Origin of the sequence: Gordonia sp. SL306 (genome assembly GCF_026625785.1) — a bacterium.
Classification (GTDB): Bacteria; Actinomycetota; Actinomycetes; order Mycobacteriales; family Mycobacteriaceae; genus Gordonia.
On record NZ_CP113063.1, the window covers coordinates 4,407,997 to 4,431,867 of the forward strand.

The 23,871-nt window shown below is 67.6% G+C and carries 19 protein-coding genes; 7 read left to right on the forward strand and 12 right to left on the reverse strand.

The window, feature by feature from the left end:
• Positions 1-49: 49 nt before the first annotated feature.
• Positions 50-1,894 carry an NAD(P)/FAD-dependent oxidoreductase gene (locus tag OVA31_RS20155; RefSeq protein ID WP_267628358.1) on the reverse strand — a complete coding sequence of 615 codons (1,845 nt, stop codon included), beginning with the start codon at positions 1,892-1,894 and terminating at the stop codon, positions 50-52.
• 213 nt (positions 1,895-2,107) lie between these two features.
• Between OVA31_RS20155 and OVA31_RS20160 the strand changes: the two genes are divergently transcribed.
• The gene (locus OVA31_RS20160) at positions 2,108-3,304 is read left to right on the forward strand and encodes a GAF domain-containing protein (protein WP_267631622.1); all 1,197 of its coding nucleotides are present in this window, start codon (positions 2,108-2,110) and stop codon (positions 3,302-3,304) included.
• A gap of 159 nt (positions 3,305-3,463) precedes the next feature.
• On the opposite strand, the gene OVA31_RS20165 is transcribed toward OVA31_RS20160, so the two are convergent.
• The 7 genes from OVA31_RS20165 to OVA31_RS20195 form a co-directional block, all read right to left on the reverse strand.
• Positions 3,464-4,846: a flavin monoamine oxidase family protein gene (locus tag OVA31_RS20165; RefSeq protein WP_267628359.1), complete on the reverse strand. Its 1,383-nt coding sequence runs from the start codon at positions 4,844-4,846 to the stop codon at positions 3,464-3,466.
• Positions 4,847-4,929: 83 nt separating this feature from the next.
• On the reverse strand, positions 4,930-5,979 hold the full coding sequence (locus OVA31_RS20170; protein WP_267628360.1) for an agmatine deiminase family protein: 1,050 nt from the start codon (positions 5,977-5,979) through the stop codon (positions 4,930-4,932).
• Complete coding sequence (locus OVA31_RS20175; protein ID WP_267628361.1) at positions 5,979-6,959, reverse strand: nitrilase-related carbon-nitrogen hydrolase; 981 nt, start codon at positions 6,957-6,959, stop codon at positions 5,979-5,981. Before OVA31_RS20175 ends, OVA31_RS20170 begins: the two co-directional genes overlap by 1 nt.
• Before the next feature lie 26 nt (positions 6,960-6,985).
• Entirely contained in the window at positions 6,986-8,569 is a 1,584-nt protein-coding gene (locus tag OVA31_RS20180) for an APC family permease (protein ID WP_267628362.1), read from the reverse strand.
• An 11-nt stretch (positions 8,570-8,580) separates the two neighbouring features.
• Entirely contained in the window at positions 8,581-10,038 is a 1,458-nt protein-coding gene (locus OVA31_RS20185) for an NAD-dependent succinate-semialdehyde dehydrogenase (RefSeq protein WP_267628363.1), read from the reverse strand.
• A 41-nt stretch (positions 10,039-10,079) separates the two neighbouring features.
• Complete coding sequence (gene gabT / locus OVA31_RS20190) at positions 10,080-11,426, reverse strand: 4-aminobutyrate--2-oxoglutarate transaminase (protein WP_267628364.1); 1,347 nt, start codon at positions 11,424-11,426, stop codon at positions 10,080-10,082.
• Between the two features lie 135 nt (positions 11,427-11,561).
• The gene (locus OVA31_RS20195; RefSeq protein WP_267628365.1) at positions 11,562-12,407 is read right to left on the reverse strand and encodes a universal stress protein; all 846 of its coding nucleotides are present in this window, start codon (positions 12,405-12,407) and stop codon (positions 11,562-11,564) included.
• A 150-nt stretch (positions 12,408-12,557) separates the two neighbouring features.
• On the opposite strand from OVA31_RS20195, the gene OVA31_RS20200 reads away from it, so the two are divergent.
• Positions 12,558-14,081 (forward strand): PucR family transcriptional regulator, encoded by a 1,524-nt coding sequence (locus OVA31_RS20200; protein ID WP_267628366.1) that lies wholly within the window; start codon positions 12,558-12,560, stop codon positions 14,079-14,081.
• Here OVA31_RS20200 and OVA31_RS20205 read toward each other — a convergent pair.
• The gene (locus OVA31_RS20205) at positions 14,065-17,247 is read right to left on the reverse strand and encodes an NAD-glutamate dehydrogenase domain-containing protein (RefSeq protein ID WP_267628367.1); all 3,183 of its coding nucleotides are present in this window, start codon (positions 17,245-17,247) and stop codon (positions 14,065-14,067) included. The two genes, OVA31_RS20200 and OVA31_RS20205, sit on opposite strands and share 17 nt — an antisense overlap.
• A 179-nt stretch (positions 17,248-17,426) precedes the next feature.
• Between OVA31_RS20205 and glsA the strand changes: the two genes are divergently transcribed.
• A complete protein-coding gene (gene glsA, locus OVA31_RS20210) occupies positions 17,427-18,860 on the forward strand; it encodes a glutaminase A (protein WP_267628368.1) in 1,434 nt (477 codons plus the stop codon).
• Between the two features lie 57 nt (positions 18,861-18,917).
• Positions 18,918-19,601: an endonuclease NucS gene (gene nucS / locus OVA31_RS20215; RefSeq protein WP_267628369.1), complete on the forward strand. Its 684-nt coding sequence runs from the start codon at positions 18,918-18,920 to the stop codon at positions 19,599-19,601.
• Between the two features lie 15 nt (positions 19,602-19,616).
• Here the strand turns inward: nucS and OVA31_RS20220 are convergent, their stop codons facing one another.
• From OVA31_RS20220 to mce, 3 genes are read right to left on the reverse strand one after another with little or no spacing between them, the layout of a single operon-like run.
• Positions 19,617-20,030: a nitroreductase/quinone reductase family protein gene (locus tag OVA31_RS20220; protein WP_267628370.1), complete on the reverse strand. Its 414-nt coding sequence runs from the start codon at positions 20,028-20,030 to the stop codon at positions 19,617-19,619.
• Between the two features lie 54 nt (positions 20,031-20,084).
• Entirely contained in the window at positions 20,085-21,200 is a 1,116-nt protein-coding gene (locus OVA31_RS20225) for a hypothetical protein (RefSeq protein WP_267628372.1), read from the reverse strand.
• 28 nt (positions 21,201-21,228) lie between these two features.
• Positions 21,229-21,723 (reverse strand): methylmalonyl-CoA epimerase, encoded by a 495-nt coding sequence (gene mce, locus OVA31_RS20230; protein WP_267628373.1) that lies wholly within the window; start codon positions 21,721-21,723, stop codon positions 21,229-21,231.
• An 82-nt stretch (positions 21,724-21,805) separates the two neighbouring features.
• Between mce and OVA31_RS20235 the strand changes: the two genes are divergently transcribed.
• From OVA31_RS20235 to OVA31_RS20245, 3 genes are all read left to right on the forward strand, one after another.
• On the forward strand, positions 21,806-23,038 hold the full coding sequence (locus tag OVA31_RS20235; protein WP_267628375.1) for an acetyl-CoA C-acetyltransferase: 1,233 nt from the start codon (positions 21,806-21,808) through the stop codon (positions 23,036-23,038).
• Positions 23,039-23,100: 62 nt separating this feature from the next.
• Entirely contained in the window at positions 23,101-23,460 is a 360-nt protein-coding gene (locus OVA31_RS20240) for a DUF3817 domain-containing protein (RefSeq protein WP_267628376.1), read from the forward strand.
• A gap of 13 nt (positions 23,461-23,473) precedes the next feature.
• A complete protein-coding gene (locus OVA31_RS20245; RefSeq protein ID WP_267628377.1) occupies positions 23,474-23,779 on the forward strand; it encodes a thiamine-binding protein in 306 nt (101 codons plus the stop codon).
• Positions 23,780-23,871 lie beyond the last annotated feature (92 nt).

The following is a 23,871-nucleotide window of genomic DNA, read 5'->3' on the forward strand; positions in this document are numbered from 1 at the left end:
CGTTGCCGGCCAGGGGTTTTCCTGACCGGTAACGCCTGTACACATCGGCTCAGCTGAGGTGATGGACGTCCTGCAATCCGTACACCGGCGTCGGGATGCCTTCGTACCGGGCCTTGAGTTGGAGTGCGAGATAGAGCGAGTAGTGACGGGACTGATGGAGGTTTCCGCCGTGGAACCACAGGCCGGGTTGCTGGGTGGGCTTCCACATGTTGCGTTGCTCGCCTTCCCAAGGACCCGGATCCTTGGTGGTCTCCGAGCCGAGCCCCCACACCTTGCCGACCCGGTCGGCCACGTCCTGACCCATCAGGTCGGCCGCCCAGCCGTTCATCGAGCCGTATCCGGTCGCATAGACCACGACATCCGCGTCGAGTTCCGTGCCGTCGGCAAGGACCACGGAGTGTTCGGTGAGGTGATCGACATCGCCGTGGGCGAGTTTGATGGTCCCGTCAGCGACGAGATCACATGCGCCGACGTCGATGTAGTAGCCGGAACCGCGTCGCAGGTACTTCATGAAGAGCCCGGAGTCATCGTCGCCGAAATCGAGATCGAATCCGGCCGCCTCGAGGCGATCGTAGAAGTCCTTGTCGCGCTCGCGGATCTGGTCATACAGCGGGATCTGGAACTCGTGCATGATCCGATACGGCAGCGAGGCGAAGGTGAGATCGGCCTTCTTGGTGGTCATCCCCGACTCGACGGCCTGCTCACTGTAGAGGGCGCCGAGGCCGATCTCCATGAGTGAGTCGGACCGCACGATGTGTGTGGACGACCGCTGCACCATCGTCGTGTCGATACCATTCTCCACCAATGCCTTACAGATGTCGTGCGCGGAGTTGTTGGCGCCGATCACGACGACCTTCTTGCCTGCGTAGCCATCCGGACCCGGATGCCGACTCGAGTGATGCTGCTCGCCGGTGAACTCATCCTGGCCGGGGAAGGACGGCACGTTGGCCTTGCCCGACATCCCGGTGGCCAGCACCAGTTGCGTGGGATGGAGGGTCATCGGCTCGCCGTCGCGCTCGATCTCGACAGTCCACTGCTGCGCCTGCTCGTCGTAGTCTGCCGACAGGCACGTCGTCTTGCTCCAGTACGGCACCTCCATGACCTTGGTGTAGAACTCCAGCCAGTCGCCGATCTTGTCCTTGGGGGCGAATACCGGCCAGTTCGCCGGGAAGGGCAGGTACGGCAGGTGGTCGTACCAGACCGGATCGTGCAGACAGAGCGACTTGTAGCGTTTGCGCCACTGGTCGCCCGGTCGGTCATGGCGGTCGACGACGATCGACGGCACGCCGAGTTGTCGTAGCCGGGCGCCGAGCGCGATCCCGCCCTGACCGCCGCCGATCACCAGCACGTATGGCGCACGCGTATTGCCCAGTGTCGCGTCCTCGTCCGCGCGCTTCTCCGCCCACGAACGCCGGTCGGGGTCGGACCCGTGTACGGCGCCCATCACGCGGGTGGCGCCGCTGGGCTCTTCGTGTCCCTTGAGTTCCTGCAACGTGGTGAGCAGCGTCCAGGCGACATCGTCGCCGGATGCCGCGTCTGGCCGGAGTCGCAGGTGACCGACGCCGCGACCGGTCGCGGTCTCGAACTCGATGAAAGCCGAGGCGACGTCATCTTCCACGGTGGCGGGTTCGGCGGAGCGGAATGCCCGCGGATCGGTGTCGGCGAGTCGGGTGGTCAGCATGTCGGCGATCTGTTCGCGACCCTCGACGGTCTTGAGGTTCCAGGTGAACGAGACCAGGTCGCGCCAGAAGCTGTCGGTGGCGAACATGCCGGTGACCTGGTCGATGTCGCGGGCGGCCAGAGCGCTCTCGAACGCGGCGAGCCAGGCGTCGATGCGCTGTTGCGGATCGGTCGTCCCCGCCTCGGCGGTGGTGGGCTCCAATGTCTGCGTCATGATGTGCCTTCCTCGGTGCTGCGATCATCGCTGTCTGTGATCCACAGCACACCGACAGGGCCGTCGCCGACAAGGGTTGCAGCGGGTTGCGGCCGGACGTCGGCGTGCCTGCAACCCGCTGCAGCCCCACCGATGTCTTTGCGGTTCGAGTGTGATGGGGAGCACAATCGGGGTGTGTCGGACCCAGATGTGCAGATCGGCCCGGAACCCGCGATGTCGGCGGGGGATGACCCACGGCACTACGCTCAGCTGCTGTCCGCCGTGTACGACGCCGCGATGGCGGGCGACAAGATGCCGGCTCGTCCCCGCTCGCTGATCAGCGAGTCCTGGGACCGCGTCCTGACCGCGGGAGTCGATCCCGAGGTCGGGCGGACCGATGACGGTCTCGACGTGAGCGAGCTCGAGGAACGTCGGGCCGGGTCCGGGCTGATCACGGTGCTCGACGACCTGACGCGGGGGCTTGATTCGGTGATCGCGGACGGGGACAACATCCTCGTCGTCGCGGACGCCGAAGGTCGCGTGCTCTGGCGTAGCGGCGCGTCGCGCGTTCTGCAACGGGCCGATCGACTCGGTTTCGTCGAGGGTGCGGGATGGGCGGAGGATGCTGTCGGGACCAACGCGATCGGTACCGCGCTGATGTCGGGTCGTGCCGTCCAGGTGTTCTCGGCGGAGCACTTTGTGCGCAGCCACCACTCCTGGACGTGCGCGGGGGCGCCGATCCGGGATCCGCGGACCGGCACACTGCTCGGCGTGGTCGACGTGAGTGGACCGGCCGCCACGATTCATCCGACCACCGTGGCGCTCGTCGACGTGGTCGCGAAGCTCGCGGAGTCGCAACTGCGTGATCATCATCGGCGTTCACTGGACCAGTTGCGGTCGGTCGCCGCGCCGATGCTCGCCAGATTCGGCGGGCCCGCATTGGCCGTGGACGACGATGGATGGGTGGCCGCGCTCGACGCCGTCGCCCCTCGCACCCGCCTGACCTTGCCGCGCCATGCCGGCCCCGGTCGGATGTGGTTGCGGAGTCTGGGGGAGTGTGACCTCGAACCGCTACCGGGTGGCTGGCTGGTACGGGTCGCCGAGCGCGAGTCGTCGTCGGACACGACAGTCGACCTCGACCTGCGGGATCCGCGCAAGCCATCGCTGACGGTGTCCGGCGGGACGGGCCAGTGGACCATGCAGCCCTCGCCCCGGCACACGGAGATCCTGACGCTGCTCGCGCAGCACCGGGCCGGCCGGAGCGCAGCGCAGATGTCACGGCATCTGTTCGGGGCCGATGACCGGACGATCACCGTGCGAGCCGAGATGTCGCGCCTGCGGAAGCATCTCGGTGGACTGCTCGCCGCAAATCCCTATCGCTTCGCCGACGGTGTGACCGTGCGGGTGGATCGCGTGGTCGCCGCCTCCTGACGCGCGGGACGAGTATGCGCCCGGGCCTCGTTGTGGGAGTGGTGATCTCGATACGCCTCGGGCTCGCTGCGCTCGCTCGTGGCTACTCGATCGGCGGAACCAGTGGCTGCTCGATCGGCGGCGGGGAACGGAGGCTACTCGGTCGGCGGGAAGCGGTGGCTAGTCGACCGGCGAGGAGGTGACGACGAGGTCGTCGAGGATGGCCGTCGCGGTGCGCCTGCCCATCCGGATCGCGCCGTCGACATGCTGGTAGCCCTCGGCGGCGATGTCGGAACAGGAGAAGTGGATCGGGCCGACCGGCGTCCGCTGGTCCTTGCCGTAGCGATGCAGACCGCCGAGGTCGAAGCTCGCTGCGTATGCGCCGCGCGTCCATTCTTCTGAGCCCCAGTCGGACTCGTAGTAGACAACCGGTTCGGTCGCCTTCGGCCCGAGGAACCGGGCGATCGAGGCCAGGATCGCTGCGCGACGTTCGTCGGCGGGCAGCGCGAACATCGCATCCGCCTTCTGATCCGACACGAATCCGACCAGGGTGCCACGTTCGTCGCCGTGATTGGTGTTGTCGTACACCTCCTGCACGAGCTCGGAGCCGCTGAAACCCGTGCCCGACAGACCGTCCTCGCGCCAGAACGGCGTCTCGTAGACGGCATGGACCTTGATCACCAAGCCCAACGACATGTGCTGATGCATCTGATGCTGCCGCCGTGGGAGGGGCGGGTCGAAAGAGATGCGGGGGTACAGGTTCGGGGGTACGGCAAGGACGACCCGCCGCGCGTGACATTCCAGGCCGTCGTCGGCATGGACGGTGACGCCGCCGTCGGGGTGGCGCCGGACCGAACGTGCGGGCGCGTTGAGGAAGATGTGGTCGCCCAGACGCTCCGCGAGCCGCTCGGACACCTGCTGCATCCCGCCGACGACACGTCGGTCGAGGATGAAGTCCTCGTCGACGAGATTGCTGAACGACCCCGCCGATGCCGCCATCAGCACCGCCTGCAGAGTGGAGAACGCGTGAGCGGGCTTGGTGAGCATGCCGCCGGCCACGAAGAGGCTGATGTTGTCGATGGCCTCGACGTCGTCGGTCAGGTCCTCCAGCCAGCGACGGAAAGAGATCGTGTCGAGTTCGGCCGCACGCGGATGGGCCCACGGCTCCTCGGCACCGACCTCCGCGACCAGATCGTCGATGATGCCGATGAGCCGGTTCATCTCGGCGACGGTCCGACTCGACGCCGGGAAATCGTTGCCGTCGTAAACGATTCGTTCACCTGCCGGTGTCACGTACACCGATCTGCCGTCGCGATGGCGCGGGTAGGTCTCCAGGCCGAGGACATCGAGCATCTCGTACAGGGCCGATTGATCCGGTGACACCCACTGCCCGCCGATCTCGAGCATGGCGCCGTCGATGGTGTCGGTCCACGTGCGACCGCCCACGCGGTCTCGAGCCTCGAAGACTGCCACGCTCAGTCCGGCCTCGGCCAGATGATGCGCCGCACTCAAGCCGGAGGGTCCGGCGCCGATGACGATCACGTCGCGGTTGATGCTGGTCATGATGACTCCTGTTCCATGGTGAGACCACCGGGCGGCATCGCCGTCCGGCCATTGGCCGAGTGGAGGTCAGATGGGGCGGGTTGCTACCGGCTCACGGCCGACGGCTCGTTCTGGGTGATGCAGTGGATTCCGCCGCCGCGCGCGAAGATGGGGCGCGCATCGACCGTGACGACCTCTCGACCCGGGTAGGCGGCACCGAGGATCTCGGCCGCCTCCGCGTCGTGCGGATCGGCGAAGGAGCAGGCGATCACCGCACCGTTGGCGACATAGTGGTTGAGATAGCTGTAGTCCACGAACCCCTCGGTGTCGGTCAGGGTCTTGGGTGCGGGCACCTCGACGATGTCGAGCTGTCGGCCTCCGGCGTCGTGGGCCTCCCGCAGCGTCGACAGGAGTTGCTGAGAGACAGCGTGATCGGGATGGTCGGGATCGCGCTGGACGTGGACGAGCGCGGTACCCGGCGAGGGCAGGGCCGCGCAGATGTCGACGTGGCCGCGCGTCCCGTAGAGATCGGAGTCGCGGGTCAACCCCCGCGGCAGCCAGATCACCCTGTCGACGCCGATGGCGCGCCGAAGCTCGGCCTCGACAGCATCTTTGGTCAGGCCCGGATTCCGTCCCGGATCCAGCTGGACGGTCTCGGTGACGAGCACGGTCCCGGCCCCGTCGACCTGGATTCCGCCGCCCTCGTTGACCATCGAGGAATCGATGACGGTGACGTCGGTCCCGTCGCCCGCCGACCCGCTGTGTGCGAGCACGAAGCGGCCGATCTCCTGGTCGTGTTCCCAGTTCGCCCACTCCTGGGCGCCCCAGCCGTTGAACACCCAGTCGACACCTCCGACCTGCCCATCGTCGTCGAGGACGAAGGTGGGGCCCATGTCGCGCATCCAGGCGTCGTCGAGTGGGGCCTCGAGGACGTCGACCGCGCGTCCTAGGTAGCGCTTGGCCGCAGCGATCTCTGCCGGGTCGACAACCACCACGACGGGTTCGAACTCGCTGACGGCATTCGCGACCGCCGCCCAAGCCGAGCGCGCTTCGTGGTGTTCTTCCGCGGTGTCGCCGAGCGAGTAGCCCTGGCTGGGGAAGGCCATCCAGGTCCGTCGATGCGGTTCGCGCTCGGCCGGCATCCGCCAGGCCATCAGGCCCGCCCGATCGGATGGTCGGGGTCGACCGGTGCGCTCAGCGCGGCGTAGGTGTCGGGCCGCCTGGTGGCCAGAAACGGGAACAGCGTCAGCCAGTCACGACGTTGGTCGAGGTCGAGGTCGGCGACCAGCACCGCGGACTCGTCGCGCGGGGCCTGTACCAGGATGCGGCCGTACGGATCCGAGATGAACGATGACCCGTAAAAAGTGATGACGCCCTCGTCGCCGTACCGGTTGGGCGCGATCATGAAGGTGCCGTTGGCGATCCCGTTGCCGACGATCACCTGTTGCCACAGCGGCTGCGTATCGAAGGCCGGGTGATCGGGTTCCGATCCGATGGCTGTGGGATAGACGATGATCTCGGCACCCGCCAGCGAGTACATCCGCGCGACCTCGGGGAACCATTCGTCCCAGCAGGTGGGCATGCCGATCTTCACGCCCCCCAGCGTGTCCGCGGTGTGCACAGTGTAGGCGTCGTCGGAGGCCGGACCGCCACGGAAGTAGGTGTCCTCGTAATAGCCGGCGGTCACCGGAATGTGGAGTTTGCGTGTGCGCCCGATCAGCCCGGCGGGGCCGACGAGGATGGCGGTGTTGAACCCGAGACCGTCGTCGTAGGCGACGCCGGCCTCCTCGGTGGCGTGCTCGTACAGCGACGCGTGCACGAGGATGTCGTGCCGCTTGGCGGCATCGGCCGCGAAGCGGAAGGTGGGCCCCGACAACAGATCCTCGGCACCGGAGCCGGGGTCGTCACCGCCACGGACGAAGGCCGGGTATCTGCTCAGGGTGAGTTCGGGCAGGAAGACGACCTGCGCGCCCTGCTCGGCAGCGACCGCGATGGCGTCGGTGAGTTCGGCCTCCAGAGCGGCAGCGTCCTCGTGCCAGCGGTGCTGGACGAGCGCGACGCGCACCGGCTCCCTGGTCGGGGCGTCGACGCGAGCGAGAGACTCCGGTGGGGTGAGGGCGGTGAGAACCTTCATGGAACCATTCTTTCTCGTATGGCGTGTCAGGACAGGGGAGTCGGTGCTTCGGTTGTGGTCGAGGCGGATTCGGGTGCCGGCGTCGACCGGGGCAAAGTCCGGCCCCGGAAGAAGTCCGGATGGGACGTGCGCAGGACGAGCATGACGACCGCGCCCAGCAACAGGAGTCCGAATCCGATGTAGAAGACCAGACCGATCCCGAAGATCGATGCGCCGCTGCCGTTGTCGGGATTCATGCTCTCGCCGACCGAGATCACGAACACGGCGAGCAGGGCCGCACCGCCGAGGACCGGGAACACCAACCGGAACACGAAATTGTGCACACTCGCGAACAGGGTCCGTCGGAAGTACCACACGCAGGCGAATGCGGTGATGCCGTAGTACCAGCAGATCATGATGCCCAGGGCCGCGATGGTGTCCAGCAGCGTGCGGTCGGACAGGATGGTCACCACGGTGTAGAAGACGCCGGTCACCACGCCTGCCGTGAGGGCTGCGAACGACGGCGCGAGGAAACGGGGGTGGATCTCGGCGAACTTCTTCGGGAAGGCGCCGTAGGTGCCCATCGCCAGCATCGTCCGTGCGACCGGCAGGAACGTCGTCTGCAGGCTGGCGATCGAGGACACGAGAATGGCCAGGAAGAGCAGGATGCCGCCCCACCGGCCGAGGATCGGTTCCGCGAGCGCGCCGAAGACGTTGTCGGCGTTGTCGGGGTTGCCCAGGCCCAGGCCGGCCTCTCCGACGCCGGCGTACATCATCGTCGCGACGGCGATGAGCAGGTAGGTGATCAGGATCGAGATGACGCACAGCAGACCCGAACGACCCGGCGTGCGCTTCGGGTCCTTGCACTCCTCACCGAGGGTCAGGCACGTGTCCCACCCCCAGAAGGCGAAGATCGACCCGGTGAGGCCGACGGCGAAGGCGGCGATGGTCAAGCCGGTGAACGGGTTGAACCAGTCGAGGTCGAAGTGCAGGTGTGCCGGGGCCTGGCCGTCGCCGACCTTCACGAACGCCACGACGGCGAAGGCGATCAGCACGACCATCTGGAATGCCACCAGCACATACTGGATGCGTTCGCTCGTGGTGATGCCGCGCATGGACACCCACGTGGCGATGGCGAGGAACAGGAGCGTGGTGACGATGTTGACGACCTTGTTGCCGCCCAGGTCCCCGAGCCACAAGGAGTCGAAGAGACGCCCGAGGATGAGATAGAAGAACTGGACACCGACCGCCGCGAGATTCGACAAGACGATGATGGTCGCGATCACCATCCCCCAACCGCACATCCACCCGACGTAGGGGCCGAATGCCTTGGTGGACCACGTGAACGAGGCCCCGCAGTCGGGGTTGTCGGAGTTGAGTTCGCGGTAGCCGTAGGCGGTGAGGAACATCGGGATGAACCCGGCGATCAGGATGGCAGGCATCTTGAGCCCGACGGCCGCAACGATCAGGCCGATGGATGCGGTGAGTGTGTATCCCGGTGCGACCGTCGAGATACCGAGCACGGCCCCCGAGATCACGCCGATCTTGTTGGTGGCCAGCCCCTTGGTGGAGACGGAGTCGTGGCCGCCATCCGGAGGTGGGGTGTTGCTGGTGGTCAGCTCGGCGGTCATGGTGGCTCCCCTCAGGCCTCGAGCGCGATGTATTTGGTGTTGAGGTATTCGGCGATCCCCTCGCTGCCGCCCTCGCTGCCGAGACCGGACTGCTTCACGCCGCCGAAAGGCGCGGCCGCATCGGAGATGACACCGCGGTTGACGCCGACCATGCCGACCTCGAGGGCGGCGGCGACCCGCATCGCCCGGCCGAGATCGCGGGTGAAGAAATAGCCTGCGAGCCCGTAGGGCGTATTGTTCGCCACGGCGATCGCCTGTTCTTCGGTGTCGAAGCCGGTGATCGCGGCGACGGGACCGAAGATCTCCTCGGTGGCGATGGCGGAGTCGGCCGGTATGTCGTCGAGAACCGTTGGTGCATAGAAGAATCCATCCCCGTCGAACATCTTGCCGCCCGTTCGCACCGTGGCCCCGGAGGCGACAGCGTCGTCGACGAGTGTGGCGATCCGGTCGAGCTGGCGACGGTTGATGATCGGTCCGAGGTCGACGTCGTCCTGCCACCCCGGACCGGCGCGCAGCGCGCCGACCCGCTCGGCGAGCGCCGACGTGAAGCGCTCGCGGACGGAGTTGTGGACGATGAAGCGGTTGGCGGCCGTGCAGGCCTCGCCGCCGTTGCGCATCTTCGCCGCCAGCGCGCCGTCGACCGCGGCGTCGAGGTCCGCATCGTCGAAGACGATGAACGGCGCGTTGCCACCCAGTTCCATCGACGTCCGCAACACCTGGTCGGCGGCCTGCCCGAGCAGCGCACGACCGACCTGGGTTGACCCGGTGAACGAGATCTTGCGCAGCCGCGCGTCCGACATCAGTGCGCCGACCACGCCGATCGCGTCGGTGGTCGGCAGCACGGACAGCACACCGTCGGGAAGGCCGGCCTCCGTGAGGAGCCGGGCGAGCAACAGCATCGTGAGGGGCGTGTCCTCGGCCGGCTTGACGATCATCGTGCAGCCTGCGGCGAGTGCAGGCCCGATCTTGCGGGTGCCCATCGCGAGGGGGAAGTTCCATGGCGTGACCGCCAGGCACGGGCCGACGGGCTCCCGCGTCACGAGGATCCGCCCGTTGCCCGCGGGGGCGTCCGCCGTACGCCCGCCGATGCGCACCGCCTCCTCGGAGAACCAGCGGAGGAACTCCGCACCGTAGGTCACCTCGCCACGGGCCTCGGCGAGCGGTTTACCCATCTCGAGCGTCATCAGCAGAGCGAGATCGTCGGTACGGTCGATGACGAGTTCCCATGCGCGCCGCAGGATCTCCGCCCGTTGTCGCGCGGGTGTGGCCGCCCAGTCGTCCTGCACGGCCATGGCGGAGTCGAGTGCTGCGCGCGCGTCGTCGACCCGTGCGTCGGCGACCCGGGTCAGCACCGTGCCGGTCGCCGGGTTGACGACGTCGAACTCCGCGGCGCCACGTGCGTCGGTGCGGCCGCCGTTGATCCAGAGGCTGGTCGGCACGCCTGCGGGTAGGTCGGGGAGGTGGGACATGGTCGAACTCCTCGGTCGGGATCGTCGGATCTCGGTCGGCATCAGTTGTCCGCGCCGGTGCGGATCGCTCGCGCGAGGACATCGAGTCCGTCGGCCAGCAGGCTGTCGTCGATCACCAGCGGCGGCAACAGGCGGATGACGTTGCCGTAGGTACCGCAGGTCAAGATGACCACCCCTTCGTCGAGGCACTGGGCGGCGATGCGCTTCGCCAGGTCTGCGTCGGGATCGGTGGAGCCGGGGCGCACCAATTCGATGGCGATCATGGCGCCGCGCCCGCGCACGTCGCCGATCACGTCGACCTCTTCCGCCAACGCACACAACCGCCGCGTCGCGGTGTCACCGATGGCGCGGGCCCGTGCCGGCAGATCATGCGTGCGCATCGTGTCCAGCGCCGCGAGCGCCGCGGCGCAGGCGACCGGGTTGCCTCCGTACGTGCCACCGAGGCCGCCGGTATGCACCTTGTCGAGGAGGTCACTTCGTCCGGTGATGGCGGCCAGGGGCATCCCGCCGGCGATTCCTTTGGCCATCGTGATGATGTCGGGCACGACGTTCTCGTCATCGCAGGCGAACCATGAGCCGGTGCGGGCGAATCCCGTCTGCACCTCATCGGCGATGAACACGACGCCGTGCTCGCGCGCCCAGACCGCGAGGGTCGGTAGGAAACCGGGGGCGGGCACGATGAACCCGCCCTCTCCCTGGATCGGCTCGATGATCACGGCCGCGAGCGCGTCGGCGCCGATCTGCTTCTCGATCTGCGAAATCGTGCGGCGCGCAGCCTGCTCACCGGTCAAGCCGTCGGTGTCGCGGTACGGGTAGCTCATCGGCATGCGGTAGATCTCGGGTGCGAACGGCCCGAAATTGTGCTTGTACGGCAGGGTTTTGGCGGTCAGGGCCATCGTGAGATTGGTGCGACCGTGGTAGGCGTGATCGAAGGCGACCACGGCGTTACGTCCCGTTGCGAGGCGAGCGACCTTGATCGCGTTCTCCACGGCCTCGGCCCCGGAGTTGAACAGCACGGTCCGCTTCTCGTGGTCCCCGGGGGTGAGCTCGGCGAGCTCTTCGGCGACGCGGATGTAACCCTCGTAGGGCGTGACCATGAAGCACGTGTGGGTGAAGTGCCCCGCTTGCTCTCGGACGGCTTCGACGACACCGGGGTCGGAAGCGCCGACGCTGGTGACCGCGATGCCCGAGCCGAGGTCGATCAACGAGTTGCCGTCGACGTCGACGATCACGCCGCCGTCCGCATCGGCCGCGTACACCGGCACCGACGATCCGACGCCTGCCGGAACGGCCTGTCGTCGCCGTGCGGTGAGGGCTTCCGATCTCGGGCCCGGCAGTGGGGTGATCAGGTGACGCTTCTGCGCGAGGCGGTAAGTGATGGCGGTCATGGTTTCTCCCCACATGTTGTCTGCATCGCTGCAATGAGTGTTTCGTCTGGACAGGTCGCGCGACAGCTCCATTTCGGCGAAGCCTGCCGCCACCGGATCGACATTTCGTCGTATTGACAGATCTCGGGCGTGCGGTCAGCCGTCGTGTCTGGGGACGACGACCATGGGCACGGCGAGGACCCGCAACATCTTGGCGGCGGTCGAGCCGAGGAACAGTCGACGTGGCTGGGCCAATCGACTCGACCCGACCATGATCAGGTCGCCATCGCGCCAGTCGAGCGAATCGACCGCACTCTCGACCGATGTGCCCTCCGCCACACAGGCGGTCACGGATGTCGCCGGGGGAAGGGCCGCGACCGCTTTGTCGAGCGTCTCCTGTGCGTGCGCGGTCGCCCGGACCCGGGAGGGGTCGTCGGACCGGTCGAGTCCGACCAGGGAGACGAGTCGCAACGGCAGGGAGCCGTCGGCGCTGACGCGGACCGCGGCGTCGAGGAGCTCGGTGGAACCGGGCAGAGTGCCGATGGCGCAGGTGATCTCGCGTACCCGGACTGCGGTGGAGTGGCGTGCTCCGCGAGGGGCCAGCACCACCGGCACCGACGACGCATGCAGGAGCTCGTTGACCACCGAGCCCAGCGAATGGCTGCCCGCCATTCCGCCGCCCGATCCACCGACCACCAGTGCGGCCGCGCCGAGCCGTTCCGCCTCGTCGAGCAGTCCTTGAGCAGCCGAATCGTGGAGAACGACGTGTGTGGTGACCTCGACGTCGGTCGGTACCAGGTCGACTGCCTCGGTCAGCCACTGCTCGGACTGCTCGACCAGGACCTCGTCGTAGTTGGCTGCGGGCAGCAGGGGTGCCGTGCGGTCGCGCGGCACCACCATGCAGACGTCCAGGCGGGCGCCCAGGGTGCGGGCCAGTCGGACCCCCACCGAGATGGCGTCGGCGCCACCGGTCGTGGCGAGGTAGGCGACGAGCAACCGCATGTCGAATCTCCATCTGTCCGAAGTGCCCGGCATCGATGCGGGGCAAGAGTCGGCAGCTTGCCTGCCGCGTCTCACTGTGCTCTTCTGCACAGAGGCGTGCATGCGCCGAAACGTCGGAGATTGCCGGTCGATCTTCGACAGAATGGAGTGATGACCGTGGGAGTGCCGGTGCGCTGGCTGCTCGGCCGCCGTGAACTCGGGCTGCAGCGGATCGCCGGCGGCGCAGGCGACGACGCCGAGATCACCTTTGTGGTGACCTCGGAACTTCAGCGACCAGGTGAATGGCTGTCCGGCGGCGAGGCGGTGCTGACCACGGGGATCGCGCTACCACCTGACCCCGGTGATCGGCGGCGGTATGTCGCCGAGCTCGCCGAGTGTGGTGCGGCAGCACTGGGATTCGGCCTCGGACTGAAACACGACGAGGTGCCTGCCGAGTTGATCGAAGCGGCCGACGAGCACGACCTGACGCTCTTTGCGGTACCGCTGCCCACACCGTTCGTCGCCGTCGCCAAGACCATCACCGATCGGCTCGCCGAGCTGCAGTACGAGGCGGTGATCGTGGCGTCCCGCGCGCAGCCGCGGATGACGAGGGCCGCCGTCAGCGGGGGCGCGTCTGCTCTGATCAAGGAATTGTCGGTGGCGTGCGCGGGGGCGGTGGTGCTGCTCGACACGCAGATCAGGGTCGTGGACACCTATCCGGCAGACCTCGCGGACGATGTCGTGGGTTCCGTGATCGATCTCGTGACGCGGGATGCGTCGAGTGCGGTGAGCAGCGTGTCGTCGGGGCCGTTCGGGATGGTTGTCACGCAGTCGATCCGGGTCGACAAGCGTGGCCACGGTCATCTCGGGGTGGTCTTCGCGCACGAGCCACGGGCGACCGATCAGGTCCTGATCGGCCACGCGAACTCGTTGCTGGCCCTCGATTTCGAGAAACCGCGGCGACTTCACGTCCAGCAGAACCGGATCCACGCCGCAGCGTTGCGGATCCTGTTGTCGGGGGAGGCCGACCTCGGGATGGCCCGCGACGTGGTGATCGCTGCGGGTGATCAGCGGGACGAGATCCGCGTGCTCACCGTCCTCGATCTGCCACCCGATTCCGACGCGATCGTGCGGATCGTCGACGACGCGCTGGCGGCCGCAACCCGACCTGTCTTCCTCGTCGAGGACGACGAGCGGCTACTGGTCCTGCTGCGTGGCAGTGACACGGTGGAGTTCGCGGATCGCCTGTTCGAGGGTGTGAGCCCGCCACAGCGCCGAGGGCTTCGGATCGGGCTCAGCGCGGCGCATCGCGTCGACGATCTCGCCATCGCCGTCGAACAATCCCGGATGGCCGCTGCGTCTGCGGAACGTCGGGGCCGCGCCGAGGAATCCACCGCGCTGGCGGGCCGCGCATTGCTGTCGTTTCCGGAATCGCGACGCGTACTCGATGGACTGGCCGAGATCCTGGTGGCTCCGGTCGTCGACCATGATGCCCGAAACGGCACGGAACTCCTGGCCTCGGTGCGCGCCTACCTCGAGGCGAACGGCCAGTGGGAGGCCGCGGCCGCCTCCCTGGGCGTGCATCGGCACACGCTGCGTGGCCGGATCGCACGAGCCGAGGAGATCCTCGGCTGCGACCTCTCGATCGCCAGGGTGCGGGCCGAACTCCTGCTCGCGATCATCGCTCGCAGCTAGGCGCGCGGCCGGTGCGCCCGATCAGCAGCCGCACCGCGTCGACCGCCACGAGAGCGCGTGTGCCGGTGATCGGTCCGTCGCGGTGCAGGCGCGCGAGGGTGTCCGCCAGTCGGTCCACCGTGATCGGATGTCGGCGTGCCCACCCGTCGACCACATCGGCCATCGGTTGATCGGCCGGTGCAGCTGCCAGGAGCAGGCGTACCAGGGCGTGGCGGTGTTCGGCGAGCTGATCGGTCACGATGGCCGACGAGATCGCCTCCCAGTGGTCCTGGGCGGGCCCGTCCGACAGTGTCCGATCCGACAACGAGTGCGCGAGGCGGTCGAGGTCGAAGCGTTCACCGACGCAGCGCCATGCCTGCGCCACCCGCGCCACCGGGACGGCCGAGCGAATGGCCTCGTCGGCGATCGCCAACGATTGGCCCAGCAGGTCGACGGTGCCGCGGTCGTCGGACGCATCGCCGGTCAGCGGCGGCAGCCCGGACCGCAGCTCGCCGACAGTCGGTGCCAGTCGGGCGATCTCGTCGGCGAGTGCGTTCGCGGCCGGCGACCCGTCGACTGCCGCGGTCTGTGCGGTGCGTTGTCGAAGGACCCAACCGGTGGCCTCCTCGATCACCGACTGGAGGGCCGTGAGCAGGGACATCCCGACGTCGGGAGCCAGATCGTCGCGATCGATGACCTGGCGCCACAACGCGGATACATCGAGTGATTCCGACACCAGCACGTAGGCGCGCACGATATCAGGCGTGCGCACGCCGAACCGCTCTTCGGCCCGGAAGACGAACCCCGGCCCGACATGGTCGATGAGGTCGTTGGCCAGGCTCACCGCCACGATCTCACGCGCGACCCGGTGGCCGGCCAGATCGCCTTCGAGACGTGCGCGAATGGCGGCGGGGAAGTAGCCGGCCAGCACGCCGGTCATCGCGGGATCGTCGGGTAACGGGGAGGCCAGCAGATCGTCGCGCACCAGGTTCTTCGACATCGCCAGCAACACCGCGATCTCCGGGCGGACCAGTCCGCCACCATCGCGGATGCGGGCGGCGAGTTGTCCGGCGGTGGGCAGGACCTCGGTGGTGCGATCGATCCCGACCGTCTCCTCCAGGTTGTCGATGAGTCGTGCGTGGCGGCCGAGCAGAAAGGATGAATTGTTCTCTGCCAACGACAGCGCGAGGGTCTGACGGTCACAGTCGGCGAGCACGGCCGCGGCGACCTCGTCGGTGACCCCGGCGAGGACCGCATCGCGGTCGGACGGGTCCACGGCACCGCTGCGGACCGCATCCTCGAGCGCGATCTTGAGGTTCACCTCCCGGTCCGAGGTGGCCACACCGGCGGCGTTGTCGATGAAGTCGCCGTTGATCCGACCGCCCGCCAGCGCATACTCCACCCGCGCGCGTTGGGTGAGCCCCAGGTTGCCGCCCTCGCCGATCGCGCGGGCGCGCACGGTGTCCGCATCCACACGCAACGCATCGTTGGCGGAGTCGGTTGCGTGGGCGTGCGACTCCGTCGACGCCTTGACATAGGTTCCGACGCCGCCGTTGAAGAGCAGGTCGACACGTGCCCGCAAGATGGCGGCGATCAGTTCGTGGGGTGACAATTCGCCGGCCTCGACGTCCAGGGCGCGTCGTGCCGGGTCGGAGAGCGGGATCGATTTCGCGGCCCGCGACCAGACCCCACCACCCGGCGAGATACGGGTGCGGTCGTAGTCGTCCCAGCTGCTCGTAGGGAGATGGAACAGGCGTTGGCGTTCGAAGTACGACGACGTGGCGTCGGGCGTCGGGTCGAGAAATATGTGCCGATGGTCGAAGGCGGCGATCAGCCTGATGGTGGTCGAGGCGAGCATGCCGTTCCCGAAGACATCACCGGACATGTCACCGATGCCCGCAGCGGTGAACTCATCGGTGTCCACATCGATTCCGACCTCGGACAGGTGACGTCGGACCGCCACCCAGGTACCCCGGGCGGTGATGCCCATCTTCTTGTGGTCGTACCCGGCCGATCCGCCGGAGGCGAATGCGTCGCCGAGCCAGAAGCCACGTCGCACCGCGATCCCGTTGGCGAGATCGGAGAAACGGGCAGTGCCCTTGTCGGCGGCGACCACCAGGTAGGGGTCCGGGCCGTCGGTCACCACGGTGTCATCGGGGTGGACCACGGTGTCGTCGACGAGGTTGTCGGTGACGTCGAGCATCGCCGAGACGAACTCGGCGTAGGCACTGCGCACCCGGTCGGGAGCCGGGTCGGCACCCCGCGCCACGAAGGCGCCTTTCGCGCCGACCGGGACGATCAGTGAGTTCTTGACGATCTGCGTGCGCAGCAGTCCCAGCACCTCGGTCCGGAAGTCGCTCGGCCGTTCCGAATGCCGGAGTCCGCCCCGGGCGATGGTCCCACCCCGGACGTGACTGCCCTCCACCGTCGCCGAGTGGACGAAGAGTTCGCGATGAGGGACGACCTCGGCGGGCAATTCCACTTGTGCGGGATCGAGTTTGAGCACCAACGCCCGTGTGTAGGGAATGCCCGGTCGAAAATAGTTGGTCCGCAACGTCGCCCGGACCACGGACCGCAGGGCGCGGAAGAGGCGATCCTCGTCGAGGGTCGTGGCCAGGGCGATCGAGCTGTCGAGTCGACGCTCGGTGTCGTCGATCACCCGTTCCCGGTCGTCACGTCCCGGTTCCAGGCGTGCGGTGAACAGATCGACGAGTTCGCTTGTCACGCAGGGACGGTCGGCGAGCATGTCCACCACGGCGTCGGCCCCGATCGCCAGGCCGCACTGGGCCGCGTACCGGGACAGTGCCCGGATCAGCACGACCTCGGGCATCCGTAGCCCGGCGGATGTGACCAGGCGGAGGAAGCCGTCGACCTCGATGCGATCGGAGCCCAGCATGGCGAACACCTCGGCGAGCCGCCGGCCGGTCTCGGCATCCCAGACACCATTGGCAGGCGCGGCCAGCACGAGGCGGTGTGCCTTGGCGGCGAACTCGGCCTCCTCGAGCTGGTGAGCCACCACGGTGAGACCGAAATGCCCGAAGGTCTCGACGAGGCCCGTCATGGTCGGCGAATCGTTCGGCCAGAAGAGTCGTGCACGCAACCGCGTGGCGGTGGCAGGCGCCGGTTCGAAGGCGAGCGATGGCGTGTCGACGTCGGGGGATGAGATCGAGGGAGCGGAGATGGTCACCGGGGGACTCCTTTGTCGTCGGCGGGGATCTCGACCAACTGTGCCGAGCCGGGCTGGGAGCGGCCACCGACGAAATGGTGCACGGGCATCCGGCGGGCTCACCACTTCGGAGGTTGTCGCGGGTGTGACGCGCGGCCGACTGATGCCCCGCCCACCCGCTTCTGGCCTACATTCGCAGTGTGACCTCCCTTGTCGACGGGTATCTCAGCCACATCACCTCCGCCTGCGCCGCCGATCTCTCCGGTGCGGTGGCCGACTACATCCCCGAACTCGCGCAGGTGGACCCGGAGGGATATGGGCTGTCGTTGTGTGTGCACGACGGCCATATCTATTCCCGCGGGGACAGCTCCGTCGAGTTCACCATCCAGTCCATCTCCAAGCCGCTCACGTACGCGATGGCACTCTCCCGCCTGGGTTACGTGCAGGTCGACACCAAGATCGGCGTAGAGCCCTCGGGTGAGGCGTTCAACGAGATCAGTGTCGACGACCGTCTGCGTCCCAAGAACCCGATGATCAACGCCGGCGCGATCCTGACCGCGTCGATGCTGCTGCCGCCGGTTCGTGACGTCGCCGCGCAGACCGTCGACGAGGTCTTCGACGAGTTGATGGCGTTCTATTCGGCGTGCGCCGGACGGCAGCTGTCCCTCGACCCCGCGGTCTACGGCTCCGAGGCGGCCACCGGTGCGCGTAACCGGGCGATCGCCTACATGCTCGACAGCTTCGGGGTCATCGACACCGATCCGGAGGCGGCGCTCGACCTCTACTACCGGCAATGCTCCCTGCGGGTGACCACCGACGATCTGGCGGTGATCGGGTGCACCATCGCCAACGGTGGGGTCAACCCGCGTACCGGTCGCCAGGTGCTGAACCAAGAGGTGGCCCAACGGGTGCTGTCGGTGATGACGACCTGTGGAATGTATGACGGCGCGGGCGACTGGGTGTCGTCGGTCGGGCTGCCGGCCAAGAGCGGGGTGGGCGGCGGAATCCTCGCGATCCTGCCGGGGCAGCTGGGGATCGGGGTGTACTCACCACGGCTCGATCGGCACGGCAACAGTGTGCGGGGCATCGACACGTGCCGCCATCTGTCGACCGACCTAGGTCTGCACATGTTCAACCTGACGCGGGAGAGCCGGGTGACCATCCGATCCATCCACGACATCGCCGATTTCGAGATCGGGGAGGACTGGGGCGAGATCGAACGCCTGTATCTGCGAACCTGCCGTGACCGGGTGAGGATCTACGAACTGCAGGGCGACCTGACCTTCGCGGGGGCCGAGAGCGCGATGCGGCGGTTCGAGGGGGATCTCGACGACGTCGATGTCCTGATCGTGGACATCTCCCGGATCGGGGTCATCGACCCGGTGGCCCGGACCATGATCCTCAACTTCAAACACGCCCTCGACGACCGTGGTCAACGCGCTATGCTGGTCGACCCCGACGGTGTGGTGCGGGCCAGCGTGGATCGCCACCGCAACGACAGCACGCTCCCAGATCTTGCTGCACCGCAAGCACTTCGGGGATTCGACCCGACGTTGCCGCACGTCCACGGCACCATCGCGGATGCGGTCATCGACGCGGAGGCGTTCCAACTGAAGCAACGGTACCCGGCGTGATCGTGCGTTTGGTGGGGAGTGCGCCGGCACCGAGGCGCGGTCGCTAAGCTGGCCACCGTGCGTCTGGTTATCGCGAGCTGCCAAGTGGACTATGTCGGGCGATTGACAGCACATCTGCCGATGGCGAAACGTCTACTGCTGATGAAATCGGACGGCTCGGTCAGCGTGCACGCCGACGACCGCGCCTACAAGCCGCTGAACTGGATGAGTCCGCCCTGCTGGATGGCCGAGCTGCCGGTTCCCGACGGCGTCGACGGCGAAGCGTATTGGGTCGTGACCAACAAGACCGGCGAGGAACTGCGGATCACCATCGCGTCGATCGAACATGATTCGGCCCATGAACTCGGTGTCGATCCGGGCTTGGTCAAGGACGGCGTCGAAGCGCATCTGCAGGAATTGTTGGCCGAACATGTCGAGACGCTGGGCACCGGTCACACACTGGTCCGGCGTGAGTACATGACCGCGATCGGTCCGGTCGATCTGCTGTGTCGCGACGCCGCCGGTGCGACGGTGGCCGTGGAGATCAAGCGACGCGGCGAGATCGACGGGGTGGAGCAGCTCACGCGCTACCTCGAACTGCTCAACCGCGATCCCATCCTGTCGCCGGTGTCCGGGGTCTTTGCCGCCCAGCAGATCAAGCCGCAGGCACGAACCCTCGCCGAGGACCGTGGAATCCGTTGTCTGATACTCGATTACGATGCACTGCGCGGCGCGGAGAGCACTGAGTTCCGGTTGTTCTGAACGCTCTCGCGCCGGTCAGCTCACAGGGGTCAACGCGACCACCGCGATCGTGCGGCTGACCTGGTCCTGATAGCCCTGAAAGTCGAAGACGTTCTCGTTGAGAGTCGTCCACATCTGCTCTCGTTCGGCACCGGTGATCTCCGCGCCCCGAACAGGCGTCACCGCGTCTCCGATCGCGATCTCCGCCGGGCTGCCCGCTTTCAGGTTCAGCCACCAGCCGGGCTCCCAGTCGCCCCCGCCGTTCGAGGCGACGACGATCCATCGATCGCCGTCGGGCATGTAGATCAGCGGAGTCGTGCGCCGCGCCCCGCTCTTGCGGCCGGTGGTGGTCAGCATCAGCAGATCGGCCCCGCGAAAGCGCCGAGGACGAATCCGTCCGATCACAGCGTTCATGGCACGGTTGACCAGGACGAAGGCACGCCTCTTCATGGCGAGATCGTAATCAGTTCGGCGGAGATCCGCCGGGTATCGGTCGCGGTGGGACTATTTGTTCGCAGTCTGGTTCTTCGCGGTCTGGTTCTTGGCGGTCTGGTTGTTCGCGGTCTGGTTCTTGGACTGGCCGCCGGCGACATTCGAGGTCGGCGCCGCTGACGATCCGTTGGTGCCGCCGGCGTTTGCCGCGCCCGGTCGCTTGATCTGGGACTGCGAGGAGAGTGCGCGATTGAGCAGTTCGAGATCGTCGGAATCGGTGAGTTCGGCGAGGTCCTTGTGGCGTTCGGCCAGTTGCTCGGGCACCTTGGCCAACTGCTCGCGGACCCGGTCGAGCTGCTCGACGACCTGCTTGCGGGCGAGGTCGGCCTTGTTCGCGAGTTCACGGGAACGGGCCAGGCGCTCGGTGGCGATCTCTTGTGCCGTGTCCTTCGTCCGCTGGGCCTCGTGGCGTGCGCGGTCACGCTGCGCGGCCAGTTCGGCGTCGTGGCGCTCGCGTTCGGCCTGGCGCGCACGCGTGCTCTGCAGCTCGAGTTCGGCGGCCTCGCCCTTGGCCTTGGTGACGATCCGGCGCGCCTCGTCGCGTGCCGCGCTCATCGTCTCCTTGTGCTCGGCCTCCATCGCCGCCGTGCGCTCGGTGATCAGGGTGCTGGCCTCTTCGGCCTCCTCGGCGGCCTGCGCGGCAAGGGCGTCGGCCTTCTCACGTGCCTGACGTGCGCGTTCCTCGGCTTCGTCGATCAGCTTCTTCGCTTTGTCCTCCGCGTCCTCGCGGATGCGCTCGGCGTCGGCGTGGGCATCGTCGCGCAGGCCGGCGGCCTCCTGCCGGGCGATCGAGGTCGTCTCGGCCGCCTCGGCGGCGGCATCGGCACGGATCTCCGACGCCTCGTCGGAGGCCAGCTGGAGCATCCGGCCGAGCCGCTCGCTCATCCCTTGGGCGGTGGTCGGGGGCACCGAGAGTTTGTCGACCTCGCGGCGCAACTCCTCGATCTCGTCGCGTGCTTCTTCGAGATGTGCGGCGAGTTCGTGGGCGTTGGCGGTGGCCGCATCCCGGTCCGCCGCGAGCACACGCAGCTCGGCGTCCATTCGCTGCAGATGCTCGGCAACCTGCTCGCGGTCGAAGCCGCGCATGACGATCGCGAACGGGAGTTGCCGCGGTGCGGGAGCTGACATGCGGCACAGTCTATCTCAGTGGGAAATGTCAGTGACCTGTGGAATCCGTCGCAGGCTCGACCAGCTCGAGGAGCACGCCGCCCGCATCCTTGGGGTGCACGAAGTTGATCCGCGAGTCGGCCGTGCCACGCCGTGGCTCGGGGTACAGGACACGCACTCCGGCGTCGGTCAGGCGTGCGCTCACCGCGTCGACATCGGTGACCCGGACGGCCAGCTGCTGCAGGCCCGGTCCGTTGCGGTCGAGGAACTTCGCGATGGTGGAGTCGTCGTTGAGCGGGGCCAGCAGCTGGATCACGGCACCGCCGGACTCGGCCGCGCTGTGTGGGCCGACCATCGCCTCGATCACGCCTTGGTCGGTGTTCGTCTCCTGGTGGAGGGTCTCGAATCCGAGGTGGGTCAGGTACCACTCCTTCGCGGCGTCGAGATCGGGGACCGCGATGCCGACGTGATCGATCGCGACGACGAGGTCCGAGATGAGCTCGGTGGCCGAGACGGTTGCGGGGTCTGTTGCAGAGGTGGTCATGCACCAACGGTAGCGTTGGATGTACAAGCGCACAGAGCGGGCGCTCGGTCTGCCCGCCGTCACCGGAGATCCTGGAGGTCCCATGTCCACGAACACCGAACAGTCCTCGACGGTCATCGTCGCGGGAGCACGGACGCCGTTCGGCCGCCTGATGGGGTCGTTGAAGGACTTCAGCGGAGTGGACCTGGGCGCCGTCGCCATCGAGGGCGCCCTGGCGAAGTCGGGCGTACCGGCCTCGGAGGTCGAGTACGTGATCATGGGGCAGGTGCTCACCGCGGGCGCCGGTCAGATGCCGGCGCGACAGGCCGCGATCAAGGCGGGCATCGGCTGGGATGTCCCGACGCTGACGATCAACAAGATGTGTCTCTCCGGGATCGACGCGATCGCGCTCGCCGATCAGATGATCCGCGCAGGCGAGTTCGACGTCGTGGTCGCCGGTGGCCAGGAGTCCATGACACAGGCACCGCACCTGCTGCCGGGTAGCCGCGGTGGCTTCAAATACGGCAACACGGAGTTGGTCGACCACATGGCCTTCGACGGCCTGTGGGATGCCTTCACCGATCAGCCGATGGGTGCCCTGACCGAGCAGGGCAACGATGTCGCAGCCGATGCGGCCGCCGACGTGACCCGCGGATTCTCGCGGGCGCAGCAGGACGAGTTCGCCGCGCAGAGCCACCAGCGTGCCGCGATCGCGTGGAAGAACGGCGTGTTCACCGATGAGGTGGTGCCGGTCAGTATCCCGCAGCGCAAGGGTGACCCGATCTCGTTCGCCGAGGACGAGGGCGTGCGCGCGGACACGACGGCCGATTCGCTCGCCGGTCTGCGCCCCGCGTTCCGCAAGGACGGCACCATCACCGCGGGCAACTCGTCGCAGATCTCCGACGGTGCGGCCGCCGTTGTCGTCATGAGCAAGGCCAAGGCGACCGAGCTCGGCGTCACGTGGCTCGCCGAGATCGGTCCGCACGGCGTGGTGGCGGGCCCAGACTCGTCGCTGCAGGCGCAACCCGCCAATGCCATCGAGAAGGCGTGTGCGCGCGCCGGGATCTCGCCGGCCGACCTCGACCTCGTCGAGATCAACGAGGCCTTCGCCGCGGTCGGGCTCGCCTCGACCGCGCAACTCGGGATCGATCCGTCGATCATCAATGTCAACGGCGGCGCGATCGCCGTCGGGCACCCGATCGGGACGTCCGGCGCTCGGATCACGCTGCATCTCGCTCTGGAGCTGCAGCGTCGTGGCGGTGGAATCGGCGCGGCCGCGCTGTGTGGCGCCGGCGGACAGGGTGACGCGCTGATCGTGCGGGTCCCGAAGAGCTGAGTCGAGCCGCACGAGGAGACTTCTACTACACCTGGTCGTAGAATTCTGTCCGATTCGGCACAATGGGGACCATGTCGCAATTCTTCGATCTCAGCACCCCGGCCAAGCGCTTCCGATTCGTCGCGGTCCTCGAGGCGATCACCTGGCTGGCGCTGTTGATCGCGATGTTCTTCAAGTGGGTGCTGGGGCACACCGAAGCGGTTGCGGTCCCGGGCATGGTGCACGGCATCGTCTTCGTTCTCTTCGTCATCGTCTCGCTGATCACCGCCGTGCAGCTGCGCTGGAGTGTCGGGGTCACCGTCCTGGCGCTCGTGTCCAGCATCCCGCCGTTCGGCACGCTGGTGTTCGAATGGTGGGCGCAGCGCAACGGCCACCTCGCGGAGCTCTCCGACGAGCCGGCCTCCGAGCAGCTGGCCGCCTGAGTACGGTGCTGTCATGATCGTCGCGTTCAGCCTGACGCCCTCGGGGGGCGGTGCCGTCGGCGACGACGGCGGGATGAGCAAGGCCGTCGCTGCGGCGGTGCGAGTCGTCCGTGAGTCGGGTCTGCCGCATCAGACGACGGCGATGTTCACCTACCTCGAGGGCGACTGGGATGACGTGATGGCCGTGGTCAAACAAGCCACCGACGCCGTCGCCGAACACGCCCCGCGCGTGGGCCTGGTCCTCAAGGCGGACATTCGGCCGGGCCACACCGGCGAACTGACCGGCAAGGTCGAGCGGGTCGACCGGCATCTCGCGTGACTGCTCCTCGTCGGGGGGCGCAGCGCGAGATCGAGGTCGCGGCCACCGAGCGACGGGCCCGCGGGTCCGTCGTCGCCGTCTTCTCGCTGAAC